Source organism: Dyadobacter sp. BE31, from assembly GCF_031457695.1.
Classification (GTDB): Bacteria; Bacteroidota; Bacteroidia; order Cytophagales; family Spirosomataceae; genus Dyadobacter.
Window position 1 is genome coordinate 50015 of record NZ_JAVDXA010000003.1, and the last position, 24709, is coordinate 74723.

The following is a 24709-nucleotide window of genomic DNA, read 5'->3' on the forward strand; positions in this document are numbered from 1 at the left end:
TTGCCTAAACCGGAATATTGAGTATCACCCTCGTGCCCAGGGCATTGCCGCTGCGGTCCTTGATGTCAATAACTTCAACGCTTGTTCGAACCTGTAAGGGCTGACTGATCATTTTGATGCGATCGGCGGTGATTTTCATACCATATGATTTATTTTTTGTCGCTGATTTACTTTTGTATTCGGATGCTTTCTGCCGGCCGATACCATCATCCTGAATAATCACCCGTAGCAAATGGTCATGGGGTTGATTTAAAAATAAAGCCACGGTTCCTCCCGCTTCTTTGTGCATCAGTCCATGCCAAATAGCGTTTTCAACGAAGGGCTGTAATAGCAATGGCGGAATTTGAATGGCATGGGTCTCGATGTGTTGATCTACATGCATTTCAAATTGAAATTTGCCGGAAAACCTCATAGATTCCATTTCGACATACAACCGCAAGGTTTCCAGCTCATTGTCCAGTGTCACCTGGTCGGATTTCGAATTTTCGAGTACAAGCCTGATTAACCGCGAAAACTTGCCTAGGTACTCAGACGCCCGTTCGCCGTCATTTTGAGCCGTGAAGAACTGGATGGAATTTAAACAATTAAAAATGAAATGGGGGTTCATTTGAGATCTTAGCGAGCTCATTTCCATTTCCGAAAGTTTGAGCTGATAAGCGACTAACTCGGCCTTATGCTCGATCTCTTTCTGTTGTATCTCCAATTCTTCTAATGCCAAACGAGCCTTCATTTTCTGATAGGACAATTGGCTGCGGTAAATTACCCCAACCACACCGGCTACTAATAAAAGGGAAAGTACGCGAAACCAAATAGTTTGGTAAAACGCGGGTGTGATCGTGAATGGAATGCTCAATTCGGACCCGGAAGCGACCCCGGTTAGCCGGGCGTGAAATGTGTATTGGCCGGGCGTCAGATTGGTGTAAAACGCCTGATGCGCATGAGCTGCATCAATCCACTTTTTTTCAAACCCTTCCAGATAATAGCTGTAATTGTTATCATTTGCTTTCCGGAAATTCAAAGCCGAGAAACTAAAGCTAACCGCATTTTCGTGTGATTTTAAAGCTACCGGTTTTGACCAATCGGCTATGCTTTCCCGGTTATTGACGCGAACATTGGTCAGGCGAATGTTGCCGCTTCCGCCGGTTTTGTCCAGACGCTTCAAGTCAAGTATGTTCCAACCTCCCAGATTACCTACCAGAAGTTTGTCGTCTCCTGCAAGCAACACGCTTACCATCGTGTTATTCGATAGCAGACCGTCATTGACGGTAAACCTTCTGAAATGATTGCGCTTTTCGTCCAAAACGTGCAGACCATCAAATGTCCCTACCCAGACCCGGTTACTGCTGTCAACAACTACTTGGCGGCATTCCAGATCATAAAGCCCATCTTTTCCTGACCAGGATTTTAAAGTTCGTCCACTGCTGTCAAGGCTGACCACGCCCGACCAGCCGACAGCCCAAATATTTCCGTCGGGACCTTCGGTTATTTGCATAAAGCCATACTTGTCATTTACTCTGCGGAAACTGCGCGCGCTCTCGTCGAAAAGAAAAATCCCCTGATAGGTTGCAAGCCATATTTGCGACCTGCTATCTTCAAATATGTGCATAATCCAGTTCCCCCCGGCAAGAAGATTGGACTGGGCCCCGTCCGACCACAGTTTTACTTCGATATTACTTTTTGCGTCGATGATATGAATGCCTTCATAGTGATTGGTAATCCAGAACCGTCCTTTGCTGTCAATCATGCCCAAAGAATAAAAGGGAACAGAAAAGAAGGTGTGATGGATGTCAAAGGGGAGGGCGTCGTAATGCCCGCTTACAGGATCAAAGTGAAAAACCCCCTCAAAACGATTGTCGGAAGGGTCACTTTTCCCGTCTTGCCAGGTTTCCCATTGATTACAGCCCACCCAAATTTTGTTGTATTTGTCTTGTATCAGCCACCTGGTCTCGGAGGTGTTTCTGTATTGCGGAAAAGGGAAAAAGGTATGGCGGTTGGTTTTGATATTGAATTTGTACAGCCCCTGGTAGGCAACCGCGATCCAAAATGTCTGCCCGGACGGGTCGGACCGGTCTTGTAACATAGCGTTGGCCGGCATCTGGCCCTGAATGCGACTGGCCTTGATAAACTGGTTCTTAGGGTCATATTTGAGAATACCTTCCGAGGTACATACCCAAAGGATGTTTGATTTTGAGCCCAATTTGAGATCATGCACCTCGAAGGGGCGCGGGCCCAGACCTTCGAAAAATGAGAACTGTTCGGTATCGGGCCTGAATATTCCCAACCCTTCGGCGGCTCCTATCCAAAGTATCGTTTTTCCCAATTCATCGGTTCCCTCACAGACTGAAAGCAAGCGAAATTTGCCGTGCTTGTAAATTTTGACTTTTCCCGTCCGGATGTCATACTTCATCAGTCCGTTGAAAGCCATGGCAATCCAAAGCTTTTGGTCTGTGTCGATAATACCTCCGTGCATTTGGTACTGATACTTTTCTCCTGATACCGGGCAGTCCAGCCCCATTTTGCAGATAAGCTTGTTAGCCTTCCTATCGAATTGGAATAAACCTACTTCCATGCCTAAAACCCAGACATTTCTTTGCTTGTCTTCTACAAAGCCGCCTTTGTGGTAGATGAAGCTCGTTTGTTTAAGGGGATAAACATATATCTTCTTTTCGGAAGGACAGTAGCGATTGACTTGTTTGCGGTCGGAGAACCAAACATCCCCGAACGAGTCGGTAAAAGTGTTGTAGCCCCCGCCTTCCTCAAATCCAGCGATAACGTGTTCTTTCATTGAACGAGGGTCCACGCGCAGCAGTTTTTCGGCTGCGGACGAGTAATAAATATCGCCCTTTCCGTTAGTAGCAACGCCGAATACCCATTTGTTCCCTATATTTTGAAAAGTATAACCATCATACCGCGTGAGTGTCTTGCGGGTACCAAACCACATAAAGCCGTCCTTGTCCTCTATGGCCCGCTCCACGGTTCGGCTGGGAAGACCTTCCGCGTCACTGATGTGCTCGAATGTAATGTTGGGTAATTGAGCATGCCCAACATTGCACATCAGCAGAAGAAGTAGAATCAGAAATTGTTTCATTATGCGTTTCAGCGGCGACTGTTAGATCATTTCTGATACATAAAGTGGTGGTGTTTCGATATAGTGTGGGAAATTAAGGGGAATCCAAAGGTATTATTTACAGCACTCTTTGTCAAAGTGTGGCGGGCCAGTGGTCGCCATTTGGTTGCCGGCTGCGGGTTGGAGCAGGTGAGTGGACAAACCTTCGTCGTTTATCCTTAAAACCTATTCGCTCACCTTATAAAACCTGCAACTGACCCCACATGAGTGGCATCGCATTCGGCTTGGCTATAAATTGACTGCATGGTCCGTGAAATCAAAGGTAGCGGCCGGTTTTAAGGCGAATAAATTAAATACGCGCTATGAAACATCTCTTGTTGATCCTGCTGGCCGGCGCTGTTTTTGCAGCTTGCCACGAATCGGACCATAGCAATTCGGACGATACGCCTATCTCGCCTAATTCTGACGGGTTACACGTTATAGATGGTAAATTTGTTGCCGATGCAGCGGGCAACAAGTTGGTATTGAGGGGTGTAAATATGGGTAGTGCTTTTGCCGACGGTTTCGGAATGGCCGAAATTCCGGAAATAGAGAAAACCGGCGCCAACGCCGTTCGCCTGGTGCTGCAGCGGCAATACGACAACAGTGGTACCGGTACAATGACCGCCGCGCAGATAGAACCCCTGATCACTTCCTGCATTGATAAAGGCATGGTTCCAGTTCTGGAACTACATGATTACACGGGTACTTCGGATGTTTCCGGTAGCCTGGGCCAGGCCACTGCCTGGTGGACCAGTGGTGATATGAAACCCATGCTGCTGAAATACCAGAAATCCATCATTATTAACATAGCCAATGAGCCAGACGACGGCAGCGCCACCAGCGACACTTATAGCGCTGCCAATATGGATGCTGTCAGAAACCTAAGGGCAGCGGGTTATAGCTGCCCGTTGATGATCGACGCGCCCGGATGGGGTAAGGACCCGGAGTTCTTTGTCCAGCATGGTAAGGAGCTGATGGACGCCGACCCGCTGCACAACCTGATATTGAGCGTACACACTTACTGGCCGACAACAGGCGCGTTTGGCAATTATTCGGATGCCCAGATCACGGCTTATCTGAACAACCTGGGAAGTTCGGGATTGCCCATTGTATTGGGTGAAATAGCTGCCATCGACGATCAGGACACGAATGGTATAAAGCCCATTAACTACAAACTTATCATGCGGCTCTGCCAGCAAAATCAGCTGGGATATCTGGTATGGTGGTGGGGCTTTGCTACCCCTGCGGGTTCCAACAATGCTGAAAGTATGACGCCCGATGGTGCTTACAGCGGTCTGCTGGGCACAGGGAAAATAATGGCTGTTACTGACGCCAATTCCATTAAAAACACGGCGCAAAGAGCAGTTGGATTAAAATAGCATCCAGTCTTACCTATTTACAGACAAAACCGGATAATGAATTCGCCGACCATTGTTTATCTCGTTCACCCGCATTCTCTGGTACGCGCCGCCGTCGCAGAGTGGTTAGTTTGTAATGCATTTATCGAGGTGACCGGAAAAAGTGGAAGTCTGGAAGAAATTGCCCATTCTTCCAAACTGGATAGAACTGAATTGCTGATCGCTTTTGCGCATTCAGCAACCGGGGGAGCTGGTCAGATAGCCAATATCAAAAAAACGCATCCATCACTGAAAATAATGATTGCTTCCGATACGTCTGCCATTAGCGATGTGCGAGAAATAGTGCACAGCGGGGTTAATGGCTACATCGATTTCAATGCCGAGATTGAAGAGTGGGAGAGGGCGATCAAGTTGGTTTCGACCGGCAAAACGTATTATGCACAGCAGGTAATGACTCAGCTCGCGAAAGTAAGCATCGGTGGCCACACCAGCCAGCATGCCGTAGAAACGAAGAACTCGCTTAGTAAAAGGGAAATCGAAGTACTACGGCTTGTGGCCAGTGAGTATACGACTAACCGCATTGCCGACGAGCTATTTATAAGTAATAAGACTGTTGAAACACACAGGCGAAATCTCTTTCAGAAGTTAGAGGTAAAAAACTCGGTAGGCCTTGTCAAGATCGCAGTAAGGCTTGGGATTATTTAGACTTTTCTCCTGTCGGCATAACCCAAGATCGAATAGCGTCACTTCCTTTGTTTTCAGGTAGATATCTAATTTAATTCTAATAGCGAACCCTCAGGAGAGCGCCTCCGTGTTTCGTTATATAAGAAATAAATCGCCGGATAGACTACCTGCCTTTCAAAGGATAACCTTTCAACCGGACAAAGCTGAAAATGCTGTTTTCGATAAGATTAGTTGGCGTGTTAGGGACCGCGTCACCGGAAAGAACATCATCTTAACCCCGAGCTGTTGGGCAATCTTGGCGCACGCTTCGTCTGTGAAGGCGGTTGCAGAGCGGAAGAAAATGGGCCGCCTGCCGGTGATAGCGGTGATTTTGCGTTCATTTGCCTCAATTTCATCGAAGGAATCCGGCACGTCGGGGGTAGGCTTAATCCCGTATTCGCTTTCGCCGTCCTCCGAGCAGGGCCTGTGGTTCAGGCCGTGGTTCTCGATTTCAAAGAGACTGTTTTTGCTTAGATTCAGGAAGGTTGCATAATTAGCATCAATCCATTTGCCGGTCACAAACAAAGTGGCAGGGATTTTCATTTTTTCCAGATAAAGGATGAGCTCCACATCATATCCGCTGCCATGCGGGCCGCCACAGGCGTCAAAGGTCAGGGCAAGCAGTTTTTTGTTGGTTGCAATGTCTTCATCAAGGCCCTTTACAAACTCTGCCCAGTGCCAGCAGGCATATGCGCGAACTCGGCTGAAACCTTGGTCTTCGTTGTCAGATAGGATGTGTCTTGATACCTTTAGGTTGTCTGCTTTGCTGACTGGAGAATACGCTGCAACAGACCACGCCATTCGGTGGCAGATTGGCCAATAATCCAAAATCTTGGATTTTGTGTAACTTCCTGATGAAGGAAGACTTGCTGGTCAATTTGGACCGAAATGACCTGGTCAGCCTAAATTGAAATGGAATGGTCACTGGCACCATAATTTCCAGGCTAGATGTTCCGGGCTTGCAATTCCTGATGCTTCAGAGACAGGAATAACAATCTCTCCGAAGCCTGTTTGCTTTCGGGCTTCAGTTAAACGAATGCCTGAATTCAAGTGGCGACAGGTTGGTCTTCGTTTTAAACATTTTGCTGAAAGACTGCAGGTGTTCAAATCCGAGCTCGTAGGCAATCTCACTGACAGTAAGATTAGTAGTAGATAGCTTTTCCTTGGCTAGCTCGATCAGTTTGTGATGCAGGTGTTGCTGCATATTTTGCCCCGTCAGCATTTTCAGCAGGCTGCTCAGATATCCCGGGGAAATGTTTAACTTCTCGGCAATATGCGTTACGCTGGGCAGGCCCTGACTTGCTAACGCACCGCTGTTAAAATAGCTGCTTAAATAATCTTCCAGACGCGTCAGCAGCTCATGACTAGCTTTTTTACGGGTAATAAATTGCCGCTGATAGAAACGCTCGGAATAGGTGAGCAATAGCTCCAGTTGCGCGATGATCACACTTTGACTGAAACGGTCGATAGCTGTGTTGTATTCCTGCTCGATCTGGCTGACGATAGCGGTGAGCATCGCCTCTTCCTTTTCGGACAGGTATAGGGCCTCATTCACCCAGTAGTTGAAAAACTCGTACTGCCTGATGTTTTTCGCCAGGGGCGTGTTCCATAAAAAATCGGGGTGGATCAGGATCATCCAGCCCTCTGGCTTTTTCATGTTCGCTGCATCTTCAACGCTTTCTACACCAAACAACTGGCCGGGCGACATAAAGAATAGCACACCTTCATCAAAGTCGCTGGTTTGCTGACCGTATCTGAATTTGACATGCTGCATTTTCTTCATCGAGATCCAGTAGAAATCAGCGACAATATTAAATGGAGCCTCGGCAATGGGCAGGCTGACGTTTTCCATGTGGACCACGCTGATCAGCGGGTGCGCCGGTTTAGGCAAGTCGGCGGCACGATGATAGTCGCTGATGGTACTGAAACGAAAAAGCGGTGAACTGCTCATAACACAAGATACTATTTTTGGCGGTATACCTGGGTAAACTCTTTGGCAAAATCGGCAAGTTTAATCTTCCCCATTCTAGGGTTATTGCGGTGGAAATTTTTGAGCGGCTTGCCGCTGTGCATGGCCGCCTGCATCTCCACTAAGGTCTGTGCCAGTTTTTCAGGCACTTTGGCCATCTTCAAAGCTTGCAGCATCGTTTTATCGCTTAGCAGCACCCATTTCAGCCAAGGCTTGCCCACCGCCGTGCCGATAATCCTGGCCGCTTCGTTACAGGTCAACTCGTCACTACCCACGTAACGGATGGTTTTGTTTTCTGGCATCAAAAGCAGCTCTTCGGCAACCGCATCGGCAATGTCTCTGGGCGAAACGAATATGATCCGGTCATCGCCGCCGCAGTTGCCCATCAGCAGGCCGGTCTTTCCTGTCAACAATGCCCAAAGGCCAGAGTAGCGCAGCGTCAGCAGTTTGCCTATCAGGCCTTTGCCCTTGATCAGGTCGATATTCTGAAAGAAGTTCGTGTAAAATGATCCGGGGCGTATGACGGTGATCGAAGCATCCAGATTGTCAAATTCGCTTTCCACGTTTTCGCTTTTGATCAGGTCGGCCACCCAACCGCTCATCACGACCACCCGTTTTACCTGGGCGGTCTTTAAAGCCTGCATATAGTTGTTAGCCATTCGCCGCAGGTAACTACCCAGGTCGGGTTCTGTAAAACTAAGCGGGATCATAGCATACACCGCATCCGCACCCTGAAAGGTGGCTGTCAGGAAATCAGCATCGGCAATCGAGCCGATGGCAGCCGAAGCGCCGAAGGCTTCAATGGCCTCTTGTTTGTTTACAGCTACGCGGTGTAGAGAACAGTTTGAAATCTACCTGGACCACCGCCTTACCAAACCAGGCCAAATGATGCATCTGAGCATTGCAATCAGGTGAATTTAAAAACCGCCAGGATGATGATCGAGAAAAATACCAGCAGTTGAACGAGGTAAAACCTGTTGAGTTTCATTATCGACGATGGGGTTGCCGTATCTGGACCGTCACCTTCAATGGACAGACTGCTTTTTAAACGTTTCATCTCCCTATTGCCTATCAGCATGCCATTTACAGGCAGCAGCAGGATGAGCGCAAGTTTGACCTGAAGCCAGAGCTGCGACAGATAGATGCCCTCGGTAACTGCCATCAGTCCGATCGCGGAAATGAGCAATAATACTCCGCCGACCGGTAAGAGCTTGCCCAAACCTGACATCAGTTTGAGCATACCGGCCACCGCTTTGTCGTGCGAGCTCAGTAGCTTCACAAACACGCGGAATACTACAAACTCCGCGACGGTCGTGCCAATCATCAGCACCATACCGGAAAGGTGGAAAACCAGGAATAGTTGTCTTAATGTGAAGATGTCCATTTTTTTGTTTTCATGTTGTTATCGTTTGACATGACAAATCTCGCGATCTCAACACGCCGGATCATTCACCCAGGTTAATTAATGCTTTTGCGCTAATCTTTTTCGAATGCGGCTTAGTGATTGGGGTTTGATGCCCACGTAGGAAGCAATGTAATATTGTGGTATGCGCTGGGCAATGTCGGGGAAATTATCAAAGAAGTTCTGGTAACGCTGCTCTGGCGAGTCGGCATAGAGTGAGCTGATCTGATGGATCGCGGTTACATAGACTTCCCCAAGCGCCAACCGGCCAAACCGGTCTCCTTCTCTCACCCGCTGATAGAGTACCTCTATATCGGACTTGCTGATGCTATATACGATAGCCTCCTCGAGGGCCTGGATGTTGGTTTGTGCAGGTTGCTGCGGCAGAAAGCTCGAATAATCACAAACGAACTCGCCCTCTTTGTTGAAGTAGCTCGTTTTTTCCTCCCCGTCAATACTGACATAATAGCGGACGAGGCCTTGTTCAATAAAAAAAATGTTTTTACAGACCTGGCCTGCCAGAAGCAGATGTTCGCCTTTGCCGAATTTTTGTTCGCGAAACAGATTTCGGATAATACCCTCTTCTTCTGGCGAAAGAGAAATATAGCGCTGAATGGTGTCGATCAATAGGTCCATTCGCAAAAGTAAAGATTGAATTTGGGCCGCAGAGCGTGATCCGAATTTAGCGCTGAACAGTTTTTTTACCTAACCCCATTAAAGCATAAGGCCCTTCTGCGTTATCTCCCGTACCGGCAATCTGCCAGCCCCGCTTTTGGTAAAATGCGATGGCGTCAGTATTGGCGATAATGCACTTTAAGGTTGCTGGTTGCCCCACTTGATCCAGGCATACCTGCATCAATGCTTTGCCAATACCAGCCTTGTGGAATTCGGATTTTATGTAAAGGCAATGAATGAAATGATCTGCTTCCCAGCATGATAGAACCTACAACAGCGTGACCGACACTGAGGGAAACCACGAAATGGGAATCATCGGCGGAGACATTGAAAAACAAATGCTTCCTCTCACACCACTGGGACGGATCGGTCAGCCGGAAGATATCGCAAAGGTTGCCGTATTCCTGGCTTCGGATGAGGCGGGCTGGGTAACAGGCGAGCGGATTACAGTTTCGGGCGGACTTTTATAACCTGGTTGGCCGTCACGAGCAGAAAGCCCGTAAATTCAACGATTTGACGGGCTTTTTGTTTCTTTTTGCAACAGGCGGCACCGGAGATTGATGCTCAGGCGTACTTTGCCATTTCAAAACCAAGTACGGAGGAATAACAAAGGAGCGTTTTATTCCCCGTGCTGGGCGCTGTTTATGAAGATTTCATCAAAGCTTAGATTCTTGTGGCATGGCTAAGCTGGCTCCCCAATATGTTTTTATCATATCTGATAACCCCCAAAGATAAAAAAGCATGAGGACGGGAATGTTTGACGGCTAAGGTTACCTCATATAAAATAAACTTTTCTTTGAACGGGCTTTGGCCCAAATTTGCTCTACAATGCAGAAATGATCTTTTACCCACTACAAAACAGTTAACAAGAATGAAAAGTAAAGCCATTTTAATGTCGTTAATTTTTACAGTTCCTTTGATTGTCTTTAATAGGTCTGGTAAAGCGGATACCGTCCATGGGACGTCAACATTGCAAACTGATGCAGCCTTGCCTGCGCGGGAAACATTACTGGAAGTACTTCCGGATTCCATTGATTTGAGCAATCTTCCATTCAGCGAAAACGAATTGACCCAGTTCCCCGTCTTTAATCCTCCGGCCGACATAGTGCCTCTGAATAAGCCACTTATCCGTGATTTCGATCGGCTGTTTTTTCCAACGCGGAAGGGTATGGTGCCTATTGAAGGAAAGGTTTACAAAGCATTTTTAACGAGTGTCACTGGGAAAGAGTGGTCTTTACCCTATTTCGAAAAGAGTTATAAAGACCTGATTATGGCGGCCGGCGGGGTGCTGTTGTTCCAGGGAAGAGTTCCGCAACAAGAGCTGGACAGAATCAAAGATGAGGCAACCTATTTTGGTGAGGAGGGCTCTATTGATTATACCAACACTTTGGTGAGAGTTTACGCAATCCGGAGAAAAGCAGGGGATCATGTATTTGTGCAGCTGTCAGGATACAGCGCCGGAGGATCAATACAGATTCTTCAATTACCTAAAAAAGAGAAATAACACGTTACGCCGGATATGAACATGTCATAGTCGTTTTTGCTCAGTTTACAGCAATTCACTGGCATTTGCTCGGTAAGAAATGCAATCTTTGCGGCGTTCATGTGAAGTACAGCGACATTGGAATTTATGTTGTTAATCAGTGAAATTGGGAATATGAAAGTACTGATCGAAAGACTGAAACAAATAGAACATGGTTTCAAGCATATTGTTGAAGCAGGGGATGAACTCCTGGAAGATTCGACTCTGAATCACTTTGGCATGGCCCTTGCGCTGTTAGATGACGAAAGCTATCAGGGAAGAATGCTGGCGACGCATATGCTTGGACAACTGAGCGCCAACGATATGAAAGCGCTGGACCTGCTGCTCACAAAAGTTGCTGCGGACCCCAATTGGCGCGTGCAGGAAATGCTGGCTAAGGCTCTTGATCATTATTGCCGGATGCTGGGTTATGGCCGGGTGTTGGGCAGTATCCAGCAGTGGATCACAAACGATCATCCCAATGTGAGACGGGCCGTTACCGAGGGGCTCAGGATATGGACGAGCCGTCCCTATTTTAAGGATCATCCTTTGGAGGCGATTCAGCTGATCGCAAGAAATAGGGCACATGAAAGCGAGTACCTTAGAAAGTCTGTGGGGAATGCGCTTCGCGATATTGCCCGAAAATTTCCTGATCTGGTCAAAAGTGAAGTTGCCAACTGGGATTTAGCTGATCGTAGGGTTGCCTTCACCTCTAAGCTGGTTGCTTCGCGATAGCCGTTTTTCAAGCCATACTAGCCAAAAAATAGAAGTCAGATGAACTTCAAAAACCTAGCAACAAAATGGATGTTGGCTACATAAGAGATCTAATCCGATTTTGGGGACTAATCATGGATGAGGGAACGCTCTGACGTCACCTGACTTGGACCTGCCGGATCTGTTAACGCATCTCAAACAGCGCAGCTAACTTCCTCAAATCTTCCAGCAAATGATTCGACTTTTGTGCCGTAGGGAGCACTTAGTTACAAGATCGATCACGCGAGGTGTCTTTGTTTGACTAGATGAAGTCTTTATTCGATCCTGTTATCGAGTTTCCTCCGTCGGATTTCGCGACGGAGGAAATCTTAGTTATGTAATGGTAACTGCGTTCGATGAACTCATCTCGATCTTCGAAAATAAAGCCAAGTAAGAAATCTGTACACAAAATGCTACATGATTGTATTTTACTTTAGGAGGGAACCTTAACCTTTTGAAGGACATTTTCATAGAGCTACCTGGGGGTAACAACTCTTGTATTTTCTAATTTCAAAGGCAATTGCCGTCGTCATTATGGTCTAATGGGAGATTTTTGTTGACGATAAGTGACATCATGTAAGTAGGTTTTCCGTACGACCACTTTTAACCGGTGGTAAGCTCATTTTTGATTTTTCCGTGTTGAATAATAATGAGCATTTCTAAACAGGCATTTTAATTAAAAGCAGATGAATAAACAATGTTTTGCTTTTATTCTGACAGCTTCTCTAACCGCGGGAGCTGCTTGGGCACAGGTGGAAAAGGCAGCTGTCAAGGACGACTTTAAGCCTTCGGAACTTAATCAGCCCGGCCAGGAATATCCTCAGGTGAATTCTCAAGGATATGTCCGTTTCCGGATCAAGGCACCACAGGCAGATAGTGTAAGGGTAAGCCTGGGACTTGGCGGAAGGGGCGGCACCAAACTCATTAAAAATCCGGAAGGCTTTTTTACAGGGACCACCGAGGGACCCATGGACGAGGGTTTTCATTATTACCATCTTAATGTAGATGGAGGAACCTTTAATGATCCGGGTACACTGAACTATTACGGCTCGGTTCGCTGGGAAAGTGGTATTGAGATCCCGGCTAACGATCAGGACTTTTATCAGCTAAAGAATGTGCCTCACGGTCATGTGCAACAAATATTGTTCCCGTCGAAAAGCACAGGTACTACCCGTCGTGCATTTGTTTATACCCCTCCCGGATATGAAAAGGGAAATAGACGTTACCCGGTACTATACTTGCAGCATGGATGGGGAGAAGACGAAACTGCCTGGAGTAACCAGGGCCGTGCAAACCTGATTATGGACAACCTGATTGCAGATGGCAAAATTGAGCCTTTCATCATTGTGATGACGTATGGTATGACCAACGAGGTTAAAATGGGAAAGATAAGGGAATTTAAGATCGAAGCTTTCCAGACCGTACTGGTTGATGAGCTTATCCCGTATGTGGAATCTACTTTCAAAACATTAGCTAGCCGCGAGAAACGCGCTATGGCAGGCCTTTCCATGGGAGGAATGGAAACACGGATGATTACGCTCAACAAGCCAGACGTTTTCGGCTACTATGCACTACTCAGCGGAGGGGTGTACTCACCTGAGGATCTGAAAGACAAAACCAAGCCCAAGCTCGTTTTCCTCAGTGCAGGTAGTAAAGAAAAACCCGACGGCGTGAGAAATGCGGCTTCTGCCCTGAAAACGGCTGGATATAATTCGGTTTCATACGTTTCCGAGGGTACAGCGCATGAGTTTCTTACCTGGCGCCGCAGCCTGTATCAGTTGGCGCCGCTCTTGTTTAAATAAAGGCAACCTTGTGAATCAGGTGTAATCCATTTCGGCTACATAAGAGCGGTAGCGTACAAAAGTCCCGCACCGCGCTAAACCAGCATGGCGCGGGACGTGTAATCAATCAATGCACTATTGCTGCAAGCACGCTAATTTTGTAGTTGCGACAATATTTCCGGCAGCGAAGTGATTCCCCAATGCTCAAAATATTTGCCATCCTTTACCCTGACAATATCAATCACATCGATGTTAATCGCCCGTCCGGTTGCCGGAATGCCCAGGAAAGTGCCGGTATGAGTACCGCCAATAGTTTTGCGTGTAGTGACTAAATCCGCTTCGGCAACCTGCTGGTGAATTGTAACATGAACGTCAGGCATACCCGGGCGAAGAATTTCATTAAAAAAGTAAATCATGCCATCCGGGCCGTTATTCATGCCTTCGGGTGCAGAGCGGTTCACAAACTGCTCGTCCATGAGCTCTTTAAAACTATCGAGGTTACCCTCGCCAATTACTTCCTGATTGAAGCGGCGTACCACTGCTTTGTTCTTTTCCGTCATTGTTTCCATAAGTACTGTGTTTATTTGATGACTCAAAAGTACTGGCACGGCCAGCGGTACAGTTAGGGATAGACAGTCAAGAACTACGGCGCGACGTTCAAATGCTTTTGCTGGAAATCGCTCGGCGTACTTCCGAAGTGATTCCGGAATGCTTCTGAAAAACTGGAATGGTTCTGATAGCCCACCTTCATATAAATGCCTGAGGGGCTTTCGTCACACGATTTGAGCAGATCCGCAGCTAATTCAAGTCTGCGGGCGAGCAGCCATTTCTGCGGGGAGGTATGATAAATCTCACGGAACTTTCTTTTGAATGTGGAAGTGCTCATGTGGCAGAGAAACGCCAGGTCGTCCACGGTAGTCGGCTGACCAATCTGGCTTTCGATAACTTTCTTAATCTGCAATTGCTGCTTGTTTCGGGTCAGAATTTCTATTGCGCGAAACCTTTCAGGATCGGATTGAAGAAGATACAATAAGAGTTCTTCAATTCGAAGCAACCGGATTTCTGCCGGCAAACTCCCGCCATTGCTAAGTACGATTTGTAAGGAGGCGATGAAGTGCTTAATGAAACTGTCTTGTCTGAAAATTAAAAAGGACTGCTTATCGCCCTTCGGAGTATTTTGTTTGAGCAGATGCTCGTACTTGATCAGAAACCGGTTGAACACCTGGTTACTAAAATAAAAGAGAATGCTTGTAAACCGATCCGTGCCAGCAAGCAGCTCGGAAGTAAGCACATTACCGGTTGATAGTACGACAAGCTCGCCCTCATTCACTACCGCCGTCGCATCGGGATAGATAATGGTTTTCTTCCCGCTCACGAGTAAATTGATCATGTTTTGGTTCAACACGATCCTGTTTCTTACCGAATCCCGATCCGAATCGTAATACCGTAAGACAACCTGGTCGGGCCCCGCCGCAGTGTCATCCAAAAGGTCATCAGGCAAATAGTAGGTATTCATTTTTCAAAGTTATATTTCTACTTCATCCGCCAATATTATCCAGGCCGGTGCATCAGGATGTCGATGTCTGATCGAATCGATCCAGCTTTGGCGCACCAATGCATTATGCGTTTTGCGAGACTCAGGGGGAAACATTGCGTGATCCGCCTATCGCTCAGTTTTGTGAACGCCTTTTCCGTCGGGATCCCGAACTCAAAATCAAAGTCATGGAAGGTTTGTAAATCAACCAAAACTAAATTAAAATAAATACCACTATGGCAGAATATCAAGCAAATCAATCAGCTCCTTATCTTTGATTTAACTCGGGGAGAATCCATTCATTGGCAAGCTTTCTTACAAAAGCTGGTTTTCTTTTACAGCGGTAATTGAAATGGCCAACCAGGAAACCTATCAAGTTGCCCCCAAAGGGTTTTGGGGCACAACCATTGAAGTAAAGGAGGCAGACCGCCAGCTCATGACATTCGCCCTGAACTAATATGGAGACGTTGTTATAGTGACACATATTGGCAATGTCGAGAGAGGTTACACTTTTAAGCACCGAGGTCTTTTCAATGAAGCGCTGATTGACCAGGAAGGGGCTGAACTCTTAGTCATGAAGCCTCATCTGAATGGCAAAATATGGCTTACGAGTATCAAATAATTACCTCCGACCGCTTAAATCCCTTTCCTGCAACAGAACTATTGCTGTTGACTTCGTTACATTGCGCTAGTTATTATATGTCAATGCTTGCAACCTGTTTAGTAGCCTAATTATCAGTTATTTGTCGATGCAGCGTGAGACCTAGCTTGAGTATCTACTTTAAGTGGACGAGACCTAATCTGAAAGCTAGATTGGCCGCTAAGACCTGCCGCCCAATGTTTTAATTCCTGCGATATTCTATGATTTTTCATTTCAGGGAACAATTCCCGCAGCTAAATGTCTACTGGGAAAAATACCTTCCCCATATGCAGCGGATGGAAGTACCGGCTAAGACCGCATTGCTGAAAGAGGGACAAGTGTCACAAAATTACATTCTGATAGAGACAGGTTGTGTCAGAGCTTATTTTGATAAAGATGGCGTCGACAAAACCGTCCAGTTCTTCTTTGAGAATTCTGGCTTGTCCTCTTTCGACAGCTTCGTTAACGAGCTGCCAAGCCTATTTACGATCGAAACGATCGAACCATCGGTCGTCTACCTGCTTTCCAGGACACACGTGCTAGAGCTGATGGACGAGCTCAGCCACGAGCCGAGCTTTGTCCAGATCATTTTGGGCATTTCTGCGGCACGGCACAAACGCTACAATGATGAGCTGGTTTCTTTTATCCGCGATACGCCGGAAGAACGTTACCTGCGTTTGCTGACCCAGCGTCCACATATCGTCAAGCGGGTGCAGCAGCATTACATTGCTTCCTATCTGGGCGTGAGCTCGGTGCATCTGAGCCGGATTAAAAGCAAACTTGCGAGGGGCAGGGAGCATTTCTGATTTAGTAACAGATGTTATCGTCGGGGCGCTGCTGCCCATCCTAATTTTGGGATAAACTAAAACAAATAGAAAATGAAAGCAGCAGTGATATATCCCAATAGCGGATTACCCCAATATGCAGAGATTCCCGAACCGCAGGTTCAAAACGAGGACGAAGTACTGGTTACAGTAAAGGCAGTGGCCGTCAAGCAACTGGATAAAAGCATTGCCTCCGGCAAACATTATAGCAGCGGGAACCAGCCTGCAACATCTCAGGTACCTGGTATCGACGGCATGTGCCTGCTTGATGATGGCAGGCGTGTGTATGGCATGGGCGTCAGCGGTATGATGGCCGAAAAAGCAATCATTCACAGGAACCGCATTGTCCAAATACCCGACGGACTGAATGATGCCATGGCGGCGGCATTGCCCAATGCGGTAATCGGGGCTGCGATGGCGCTAAAATTTAAGGCAAAAATCCAGGCCGGTGACATCGTGCTGGTCAATGGGGCAACTGGTGTTACCGGACGAATGGCCATACAATTGGCCCGGCATTATGGTGCAAAAAAGATAATCGGTACCGGCAGAAATCAAGAGTCGCTTTCCGAGCTGCTGGCGCTAGGAGCTGATGAAACGATTGCCATCACGGGAGATGACGCAGGTTTCGTTGCACAGCTGGAAGCCTTGCACAAGGCTACCCCTATCGGCGTCGTGATCGACTATCTATGGGGCCGCACGGCCGAACTTATCCTGTCTGTTCTGAAAGGCAATGGCATATTCACCAATCCTGTCAGCTATGTATCCGTGGGCAGCATGTCGGGAGACTTGATACAGCTTTCGGCTGCTATCCTGCGCAGCGTGGATTTGCAGTTGACCGGGTCAGGAATGGGTTCATGGCCAAGGCAGCATGTTGCGGCGGCGCTCACTGAAATCCTGCCCGAAGCGTTCCGTCTGGCCGCCGAAGGAAAATTGAAATTGGAGACGATCACAGCAAAGTTATCCGACATTTCCAGCGTATGGCAACTCGATGTTTCCAGCGGCAACCGCCTGGTGGTAACGGTTTAAATTTAGGCAATGACGTGGATAATTCGGAGCCACTGACCACCTCAATTCGGAATTCAATGATAGTCTATTTCGGGAGAAAGTCACTAGGGTATAATAGTCTATCGATGGTCAATCTGACACGGAATCCGATGGTCAACGACACCAATTCTCCAGATTGGAAGGTCTATCAGAATGGTCTTTTTTATGTATTAGTCTAGTATAAAATGATTATTTTATTAGTCTAATAATTATACTTTTTGTTCGACATAAGCAAATAAATGTGGTTCCGAGATTCACTAGATTGTTGTAGATTCGGTTACAACTGTTAAGTCTATTTTTGCATCTTAGTCATAGAAAATCAGTAGACTATGAAGAAGGTGTTTGCCTTTGTTTTGATTTTGGTTGTCTCTGTGCAGTGCAAGAAGGATGACTTCATGTCGTTAACCCATATTGCCCCGATTGTCGGTGAATGGCGAATAATAGCTTACACGGATACAGATGGGAAGACGACGGTACCGGATACGACAGTTCAGGGTAGATCGCTGTTAATCGAGATTCGGACTGATGGTGTCATTGTTGACGGATATGGCAGGCTGGGATGCTGTCCTCCTTCTAAATATTTTTTCAGAGATAGAGAATTCATTCCCCAGCCTACGGCTCCCATTGAGCCATCAATTTGTCCTTTCATTCTCTGCGGATCATGCCCGGAAGTGAGAATATACATGCCAGTACCCGACACTTTGCTAGTGAAGAATTGCTGGGGAGGGACATCAACATATGTTCGGGAAAAGTAGTTGTAATACCGCCCCCCACGTGTATATGGATAAAAAACAATCCGTTATGAAAAGACTTTCACTTGCCATGCTATTGTTGGTCGCATTCGATCAGTGCAAGAAAGATGATCCGGAGCCGCTACCTCAAATCGCTTCGATCGTGGGGAAATGGAGGGAGGTCGCTCATATTCGGACTGTTGGAGATTCAACCATCACAGAAGTCATACCCAAAGAGTATTCCAATGTCTACGAATTTCGCTATGACGGTGTTTTTTTGAACAAATATGGTAAGGTGCCGTGCTGTCTTCCGAAAAAATTTTTCATCGATGGAGAAGAGTTCGTTCCCAAGCCGCAAGCGCCCGCCGAGCCTGATCCTGTTTGCGCCTCGACCTATTGTGTTCCATGCCCTGAAATGAGAATAACCCGGCCTATGGCCGATGCGATTATAATAGAAACCTGTGGCGGTTCTGCTACTTCCTATACTCGGGAAAAGTAATGGATGTTACCCTTCCCGAGTATAGTTCTGTGCCGCAAGGTTTGAAATCGCTCCTATTAGCTGATCAAATTTGCCCTGGTGTTGGTTGAATGTACCGCGCCTTGCACACAGCTCCTTCGACCCTGTTCACGGCCTACTTGACTTCACGGAGTACAGAAACTGCCCCGGCGAGGGTGCCGCCGTTGTCGAGCGTGGCCGCGAGAATGTCTCGAATGGCTTTCAGCTGCGCTTTACCTTGCTTTTTGGCTTCCGCAAGAGCTGCCGAAGCTGCTGACGTAGCGCAGGTCGCTATTTCCCATCGAAACATTCCTGGCGAACTTGACACTTCGCAAATGAAGGTCAAAAGGCAGCCTGGCTACTTCAATTAGGTGACGACGAGAAGATACTGACCGATTAACCAAGTTAGATAGTTTGCCTGGTTTGAGCAGGAAAGGCTATAATGAAGCTCCATCACAACCGGATATCTACTCTTTGACAAATTCTTTGTTATCATTTCCTTGACGTAGAATCACTATTTTATGGATCAGATCGAAGTCGAATGCCGCGCTGGATGCTGGATACAAGAAACGGTGGTAGCCAAGCGCTTGTAGAGTTACCGGTTCTTGACCGGAAACCTGGACTTGTAGAGCTTTGTCCTTCCTGGTAAATTGCAGTGTAAATTGTATATCTGCATTGCGATAGGTGCCTTCATAAAGCGACACATCCAAAGTGTTCAGATCTTTGGCTAGTGAAAGTATCCGGTCAACCTGACCTGTCGCCTGGATGTTATAAGTGCTTTCTAATCGGGCCATGAGGCCCCAGCCGAAAAAGTCGTTAGCTACCCCAATCAGCAGATCATTTTCCCCCTTCTTGAGCTTGAGCGGAGCGATCACATTCTGAATCGAGATCCTTCCATCCGGATATTTACGCATATTGTATTGATAGAGGTTCTTGTCAACCAGCACCATCTGATGGTTTAGAAACACCCATATTTCATCACTAAAGCCAAGTTGCAAATTTGTATGGACTTCGTCCTGAGCGATAAGGGTGGTTTGCAGCCAGGTCACTCGCCGCGTCTTACTAGCACCATATTTGCGGCTTAAATTCACCAAACCTCGCCGTTCTGCCTGAATGCTATTGTAAGCTTACACCATCGGGCTCATCTTGGTGAACGTCCAAAATCTCATGGCCTCCAGGTACTTTGTTTTCTGCAATAGGACGGATTTTGTGAGGTTATTTTGACGTCTACAACCTGACCCGCAATCAACATTATAATGTTGCCCGCTGAGTCAGGTTGTTTGGTCAATGCTTACGATGCATATCGCAACTTGCCGGTTTTGGTAAATAGCCTATCTTTTACTAGCCCGACACTTTCGCTGATGCGAGATTTTCTCACCCGGCAATAACATAGTAGTTCCGATGGCCGAGCATTTTGCTCACGTCTTCCAACGGTACGCCGTTATTCAGCATCATATCGGCGAAGAAATGTCTGGCGTCATGGGTATCGAGCCGCCTGATTCTCCCCGAGACATCCCGAATATCACAGAGATCTGCCAGCTCCTTCAAATAGGTATTATACCTGAAATTACTGTTCACTGGGATCAGTTATCGTGGGCTACGCAGTGCGGATGCTCCTTGTATTTCTCAATCAATTCTTCTACAATTGGCAGTATGGGTACGATTTCGCCGATCTGTGTTTTTCCTCGTTTCCGAACCACGTCAATAAGCTAGTATAGACTGCTTGTGAAGTGTCGCGATGTTCATCAGACTGCCGGCATGTAAGCAGTTGCGTGGGCAACTGCAAAAGTTACGCATGCGACACATCGATCCCAATTATTGTTTTCAAAGCAGTTTCACGCTTAGAAATTTACCCGAAAACTTGATGGGGATTCACCCGTTTTCGTCTGAAACAGCCTGCTGAAATATGCTGGGTCACTATACCCGAGCTCGTAAGCAATCTCTTTTGCTGTTAGCGAAGTATGGACTAATAAGCGTTTTGCTTCCAGGATAATTCGATTTTTAATCACCTCATTAGGTTGTGGTAACCGTAATCGGTTGAATTTATGCGTGATCGTTTTGGGCGCCATGCAAAGAAAATCAGCGTAATCTGCGACGGTGTGTTTGGATTTATAATGCTGCTCTACAAGCCTGGTGAATTTGCGAAAAAATTCCAGATCGCTTTGCTGGTCAGTGACATCATGGGTCAAATGCTGACGTTTCCAGGAGCGCGTTGCGCGGATGAGGAGTTGTTTAAGGTAGGTGCGCATCATTTCTTCCAGCGAGCTGTCATTCAACTGAAATTCCCCGATCATTTCCTTAAACAAGCCTCCGAGAAAAGCGATTTCGTTTTCCAAGAGCTCTACTTTGGGCATGTTCCTGATGTTGTTGAAAAGTAAACCATCGCAGGCAACCTCCTGATCGTGAATCTGAATGCAGTAAAAATCACGGTTGTAGAAAATAAAATAGCCGCTTTCCTGACCGGCTATTTCCAGTTCAAGATATTGGTTTGGGCTGATAAAAAACAATGTAGGCTGCTGGGTATGGTAACACGCAAAATCAACCCTAAGCTTGTAGCCAGCGGGCAGATAGAGAATCTTGATGTATTCTTTATAGGCTGGCCCGTTGATAATCTCCGTTTGCTCCTTGCTTACTTGCAGCAGTCCCAGCGTTTTTAAATTGTTATTGAAAACGGTTGCACTCATGACTATATACGCTTGTGAAATGGCTTGGAACTTTTTGTCTCAAAATAGAGAAAAACCTGTGAAGCGATCATTCGCTTCACAGGGACAATTTGTTTTAATTAGTTTCTGGCAAACTTTTCAAGCTCGGAGTTGAATTTATCCATTTCTTCCAAAAACAACCCGTGTCCGCCTTTTTCAAATTTTACAATGTAAGATCCTTTGATGGCTTTGTTAAGCTGTTCAGCCTGAGCGTAGTCACACAATTTGTCATTTACACCGTGGAATATCGCAACCGGCATTTTGATTTTTCCAAGCACAGGGCGTAAGTCCAGATCACCTAATGCGCTGATAGCCTGAGTAGTAGCGTAAGGTGATGCATTCAGGTTGATGCTTTCTAACCATTTGATCGATTCCGGTGAAAGTCCGCCTTCCTGGCCTTCGAATGCTTTTCCAAATCCTGCTACCAATTGCTCCCGGTTTGTTTTGGTCTGTTTGATCAGATCGATAGCACCTTGCTCAGTGATGCCGTAAGGATGGCCTTCGCGTTGCTTCCATGATGGACCGGTCGCACCGAATAAGGCTAACTTTTTGATATGCGCCCCATTATATTTGGTTATAAAGTGCAATGTTACCGCGCTTCCCATTGAAAATCCGCCTAATGTAGCGTTCTCGATTTTCAGTTTTTCCAAAACCACCTTAATGTCGTCGGAGAAAGTATCGAAGTCGTATTTTCCGTAAGGTCTGTCCGATTTTCCGAAACCGCGGAGGGAAATGCCGATGACCCTGAACCCTTTTTCAACCAGATACTGGTATTGATATTCGTACATCTCGTTGTTCAGCGGCCATCCGTGGATGAGTACGACGGGCTGACCTTCGCCCAGGTCGATCACGTGCAGTTTTACATTTTTCTCCACTTCAATGTATTCTTCTCTTCCGAATGCTGCGGGCTTACGTGTTTGTGCAAAAAGGGATTGGCTTTGGATAAACATGAAAAGGAATGCGATAGTCAAGGCGATAGTTTTCATCCGAGTAGTAAGTTTGAGTTTTGAGTTAATCTGCTAACCATTAGTAGATTGTCATTGTGTTTTGACATTACAAAGGTGGCAGGTTAAACCGCGCAGAAGAATGGATAAAAGTCCAAGCTCCTTGTACATTTTTCCCGTAAGATGAAATTATGGCTCGTAGAAAGGCGCTAACTGCCCCAATCGCCCTTTGACCAGCGGATTTTTCATGGGTTCAAACCGGGCCACTTCCACATTATTTTTGGTAACAACCACATAAAACGGTTGCTTTAATCGGGTGGTCATGTGATAGATTGTGACCAGCTCGGCGGCATCCTCAGACCACGCAGCCATCGCATATAAGGAAGGAAAAGGCGTTTTCGAAAGCTTCGCATAAACATCCGGTGCGAGGCTGCTCGAAACCGGCTTCCCGCTCCGGAACCGAGTATGTTCCAGCAATGAATCAATGTATGGCTCGGCAGGCTTATTCATCAGCCGCCAGATATCTTTTGTGAACGCTGTCGGCTCCACCACTGCATCTGCATCTTCAAGATGCGGGGTAATCCCGGTTACCACATCGACAATGTGCGTGGCCTCGTGCAGGAGCACATAAATGATCGCGTCCAAGTTACCGCCTTCCACGCGTACCTGGTAACTCGAATCCGCAGCGGGCGTGAAGCAAGTATTCTCTTTCCACGTCGCCCATTCTGAAACATTTTCATTCAATAAGCCGCCTCGAAAAGTGATGTTAAACATTTTAATCCCGCCGACCGGATCAACTGGCGAGGTCAACGCGGTGTTGGGCATATTATCCATAAAGCTGATGCTGAACAAATGTTGTTTCAAAATCCGCTGGTGGAGCGGTGGCAACAAGGCAAACGCATTGCTCACTTTTTCTTTTTCTGCGGACGTCAGTGTCCGGTTAATTGGCTTCATGCCGGCGTCGCGGAACATTTTAAAGACACTTTCAGGGGCAATTTTGACCCTTTGAGCAATTTCCGCATTGTTCAGGGCATCTGCCTTTTGCGCAAACGTGGATGTTGAGAAACACAGCAGTACTAAACCTGCAACTGTTGATGTGAACCGCAATTTTCTGATCATGTTTTAAATTAAAATGAAATGTATACAGGATTGCTTCGCCAAGGTCCAAACTTTTGCGAAACAATCCTGCAAACTAAAGTAACAGGCTGTTACCCTGTAATTTTCAACGAACTAATCAATCCATTTTCCATAGCAAGGTGGTAATGCATCATTGCCGGACTGCCCGGAAACGTGCCGCTTGTTTCCACTGAAAGCGTTCCTTTTGTGCCGTTTTGCGTGAAATCAACGGGCGTCACTTGCATATTATACTTTTCCGTCGCCTCCTGTATCCAATGTTTGATTTCCTCTCTACCGGTGTAGGACGAGCCTTCGTCGAAAACGGTTGCGTGTGCTGTGAAATAACTGGCAAATGCTGCGCTGTCTGCTTCATTTTGTGCTTTGATAAAGCCTGCTATGTTTTCAGGAAGTTTCATGATTATGAATGGTTTATGTTGTTAAACAAATGATTTTGGTATTGAAAAAATGAGAATGGAGTAAAATGGTCAATGCTAGCTTAAATCGTGCGGACTGTGCCGCCGTCGATGATGTATTCGGTCCCGGTGAGATAGCCTGCTCTGGGCGAGACCAGGAAACCGACCAACTCGGCAACTTCCTCCGGCCAGGCTGCTCTGCCAAACGGAATGCCTCCCAATGCATCGATGACGCTTTTTTCAGCCTCCTCCGTCGTGACGCCTGAGCTTTGGGCAATGCGTTGCAGCATTCGGGTTGACGAGCTCGTCATGATCCAGCCCGGCGAAACGGTGAGCACACGTACGCCTTTTGGGGTGACTTCATTCGACAAGCTCTTGCTATAATTGACCAAGGCAGCTTTCGCTGCCGCATAAGGCAATGTGGAATCGTACAAAGGCAGCTTCGCCTGAATGGACGCGATGTGAATGATCACACCGCCGCGCTGCTCGATCATGCCGGGCAAGAAGCCGCGGTCCAGCCGCACGGGCGCTAGCAGATTGGTTTGAAAGGATTCTTCCCAATGCTGGTCGGTGAGCACGGCAAAGCCGCCGCCCGGCGTTTCCGATCCGCCCAGGTTATTGACCAGAATATCCAGGCGACCGAATCGTTTCTGAATTTCTTCCACCACTTTTTGGGTGCCTTCGGGTTTGCTTAAATCGGCCGATATAAAATGAATGCCGTTTCCATGGTCTTCGGGATTGTTTCTTGCGGTAGTGATCACCGTTGCGCCCGCTTTTAAAAGGCGGTCTGCAATGGCTTTTCCGGCGCCTTTTGATCCCCCGGTTACAAGCGCAATTTTGTCTTTTAGTTCGTTTTCGAAATTGAAATCCATGTCCTTGCTGGTTTTGTTTAGGACAAATTTCAGCACAATGCTACCTGCTGACAAGTACGGATTTACGATTCAGATAGGGCTAAATTTATCCCTATTGAACC

General features: G+C 46.9%; 26 protein-coding genes. 9 read left to right on the top strand and 17 right to left on the bottom strand.

Annotation, left to right across the window (positions count from 1 at the left end):
• Positions 1–4 precede the first annotated feature (4 nt).
• The gene (locus tag J2Y43_RS15895) at positions 5–3088 is read right to left on the bottom strand and encodes a histidine kinase (RefSeq protein WP_309984382.1); all 3084 of its coding nucleotides are present in this window, start codon (positions 3086–3088) and stop codon (positions 5–7) included.
• A gap of 341 nt (positions 3089–3429) precedes the next feature.
• On the opposite strand from J2Y43_RS15895, the gene J2Y43_RS15900 reads away from it, so the two are divergent.
• Positions 3430–4488: a cellulase family glycosylhydrolase gene (locus J2Y43_RS15900; protein WP_309984384.1), complete on the top strand. Its 1059-nt coding sequence runs from the start codon at positions 3430–3432 to the stop codon at positions 4486–4488.
• A gap of 36 nt (positions 4489–4524) precedes the next feature.
• A complete protein-coding gene (locus J2Y43_RS15905) occupies positions 4525–5172 on the top strand; it encodes a response regulator transcription factor (RefSeq protein WP_223410535.1) in 648 nt (215 codons plus the stop codon).
• Between the two features lie 168 nt (positions 5173–5340).
• On the opposite strand, the gene J2Y43_RS15910 is transcribed toward J2Y43_RS15905, so the two are convergent.
• The 6 genes from J2Y43_RS15910 to J2Y43_RS33590 form a co-directional block, all read right to left on the bottom strand.
• Entirely contained in the window at positions 5341–5991 is a 651-nt protein-coding gene (locus J2Y43_RS15910) for a polysaccharide deacetylase family protein (RefSeq protein WP_309984386.1), read from the bottom strand.
• Between the two features lie 223 nt (positions 5992–6214).
• Positions 6215–7141, bottom strand: a complete 927-nt coding sequence (locus J2Y43_RS15915) for a helix-turn-helix transcriptional regulator (RefSeq protein WP_309984388.1) — start codon at positions 7139–7141, stop codon at positions 6215–6217.
• An 11-nt stretch (positions 7142–7152) separates the two neighbouring features.
• On the bottom strand, positions 7153–8010 hold the full coding sequence (locus J2Y43_RS15920; RefSeq protein ID WP_309986655.1) for an NAD(P)H-binding protein: 858 nt from the start codon (positions 8008–8010) through the stop codon (positions 7153–7155).
• Between the two features lie 56 nt (positions 8011–8066).
• Positions 8067–8543, bottom strand: a complete 477-nt coding sequence (locus J2Y43_RS15925; RefSeq protein WP_309984390.1) for a DUF2214 family protein — start codon at positions 8541–8543, stop codon at positions 8067–8069.
• Between the two features lie 78 nt (positions 8544–8621).
• Positions 8622–9197 (bottom strand): Crp/Fnr family transcriptional regulator, encoded by a 576-nt coding sequence (locus J2Y43_RS15930; protein WP_309984393.1) that lies wholly within the window; start codon positions 9195–9197, stop codon positions 8622–8624.
• A 46-nt stretch (positions 9198–9243) separates the two neighbouring features.
• A complete protein-coding gene (locus J2Y43_RS33590) occupies positions 9244–9474 on the bottom strand; it encodes a GNAT family N-acetyltransferase (RefSeq protein ID WP_409014457.1) in 231 nt (76 codons plus the stop codon).
• A 40-nt stretch (positions 9475–9514) separates the two neighbouring features.
• On the opposite strand from J2Y43_RS33590, the gene J2Y43_RS15935 reads away from it, so the two are divergent.
• The 4 genes from J2Y43_RS15935 to J2Y43_RS15950 all read left to right on the top strand — a co-directional run bounded on the left by J2Y43_RS15935 (position 9515) and on the right by J2Y43_RS15950 (position 13313).
• A complete protein-coding gene (locus J2Y43_RS15935) occupies positions 9515–9706 on the top strand; it encodes an SDR family oxidoreductase (protein WP_309984395.1) in 192 nt (63 codons plus the stop codon).
• A gap of 401 nt (positions 9707–10107) precedes the next feature.
• A complete protein-coding gene (locus J2Y43_RS15940; RefSeq protein ID WP_309984397.1) occupies positions 10108–10740 on the top strand; it encodes a hypothetical protein in 633 nt (210 codons plus the stop codon).
• Positions 10741–10893: 153 nt separating this feature from the next.
• Complete coding sequence (locus J2Y43_RS15945) at positions 10894–11493, top strand: HEAT repeat domain-containing protein (RefSeq protein ID WP_309984399.1); 600 nt, start codon at positions 10894–10896, stop codon at positions 11491–11493.
• Between the two features lie 704 nt (positions 11494–12197).
• Positions 12198–13313 (top strand): alpha/beta hydrolase-fold protein, encoded by a 1116-nt coding sequence (locus tag J2Y43_RS15950; protein ID WP_309984401.1) that lies wholly within the window; start codon positions 12198–12200, stop codon positions 13311–13313.
• Between the two features lie 131 nt (positions 13314–13444).
• On the opposite strand, the gene J2Y43_RS15955 is transcribed toward J2Y43_RS15950, so the two are convergent.
• Positions 13445–13861: an ester cyclase gene (locus J2Y43_RS15955; RefSeq protein WP_309984404.1), complete on the bottom strand. Its 417-nt coding sequence runs from the start codon at positions 13859–13861 to the stop codon at positions 13445–13447.
• 74 nt (positions 13862–13935) lie between these two features.
• A complete protein-coding gene (locus J2Y43_RS15960) occupies positions 13936–14808 on the bottom strand; it encodes an AraC family transcriptional regulator (protein ID WP_309984406.1) in 873 nt (290 codons plus the stop codon).
• Between the two features lie 879 nt (positions 14809–15687).
• Here J2Y43_RS15960 and J2Y43_RS15965 point away from each other — a divergent pair.
• The 3 genes from J2Y43_RS15965 (at position 15688) to J2Y43_RS15975 (ending at position 18564) form a co-directional block, all read left to right on the top strand.
• Entirely contained in the window at positions 15688–16272 is a 585-nt protein-coding gene (locus tag J2Y43_RS15965) for a Crp/Fnr family transcriptional regulator (RefSeq protein WP_309984408.1), read from the top strand.
• A 72-nt stretch (positions 16273–16344) separates the two neighbouring features.
• A complete protein-coding gene (locus tag J2Y43_RS15970) occupies positions 16345–17316 on the top strand; it encodes a zinc-binding alcohol dehydrogenase family protein (RefSeq protein WP_309984410.1) in 972 nt (323 codons plus the stop codon).
• 819 nt (positions 17317–18135) lie between these two features.
• A complete protein-coding gene (locus J2Y43_RS15975) occupies positions 18136–18564 on the top strand; it encodes a hypothetical protein (RefSeq protein ID WP_309984414.1) in 429 nt (142 codons plus the stop codon).
• Positions 18565–18697: 133 nt separating this feature from the next.
• Here J2Y43_RS15975 and J2Y43_RS15980 read toward each other — a convergent pair whose 3' ends face one another.
• The 8 genes from J2Y43_RS15980 to J2Y43_RS16015 form a co-directional block, all read right to left on the bottom strand.
• The gene (locus J2Y43_RS15980; protein WP_309984416.1) at positions 18698–18871 is read right to left on the bottom strand and encodes a hypothetical protein; all 174 of its coding nucleotides are present in this window, start codon (positions 18869–18871) and stop codon (positions 18698–18700) included.
• A 157-nt stretch (positions 18872–19028) separates the two neighbouring features.
• Complete coding sequence (locus tag J2Y43_RS15985; protein ID WP_309984418.1) at positions 19029–19610, bottom strand: hypothetical protein; 582 nt, start codon at positions 19608–19610, stop codon at positions 19029–19031.
• A 325-nt stretch (positions 19611–19935) separates the two neighbouring features.
• Positions 19936–20139: a tyrosine-type recombinase/integrase gene (locus J2Y43_RS15990; protein ID WP_309984421.1), complete on the bottom strand. Its 204-nt coding sequence runs from the start codon at positions 20137–20139 to the stop codon at positions 19936–19938.
• 263 nt (positions 20140–20402) lie between these two features.
• The gene (locus J2Y43_RS15995) at positions 20403–21245 is read right to left on the bottom strand and encodes a helix-turn-helix domain-containing protein (RefSeq protein WP_309984423.1); all 843 of its coding nucleotides are present in this window, start codon (positions 21243–21245) and stop codon (positions 20403–20405) included.
• A gap of 98 nt (positions 21246–21343) precedes the next feature.
• Positions 21344–22249, bottom strand: coding sequence for an alpha/beta hydrolase (locus tag J2Y43_RS16000; RefSeq protein ID WP_309984425.1), 906 nt, complete (start codon positions 22247–22249; stop codon positions 21344–21346).
• Between the two features lie 147 nt (positions 22250–22396).
• Positions 22397–23326 (bottom strand): hypothetical protein, encoded by a 930-nt coding sequence (locus J2Y43_RS16005; protein ID WP_309984427.1) that lies wholly within the window; start codon positions 23324–23326, stop codon positions 22397–22399.
• Between the two features lie 89 nt (positions 23327–23415).
• Positions 23416–23739: a nuclear transport factor 2 family protein gene (locus J2Y43_RS16010; RefSeq protein ID WP_309984429.1), complete on the bottom strand. Its 324-nt coding sequence runs from the start codon at positions 23737–23739 to the stop codon at positions 23416–23418.
• 80 nt (positions 23740–23819) lie between these two features.
• The gene (locus J2Y43_RS16015; RefSeq protein WP_309984431.1) at positions 23820–24608 is read right to left on the bottom strand and encodes an SDR family oxidoreductase; all 789 of its coding nucleotides are present in this window, start codon (positions 24606–24608) and stop codon (positions 23820–23822) included.
• Positions 24609–24709: the final 101 nt, after the last annotated feature.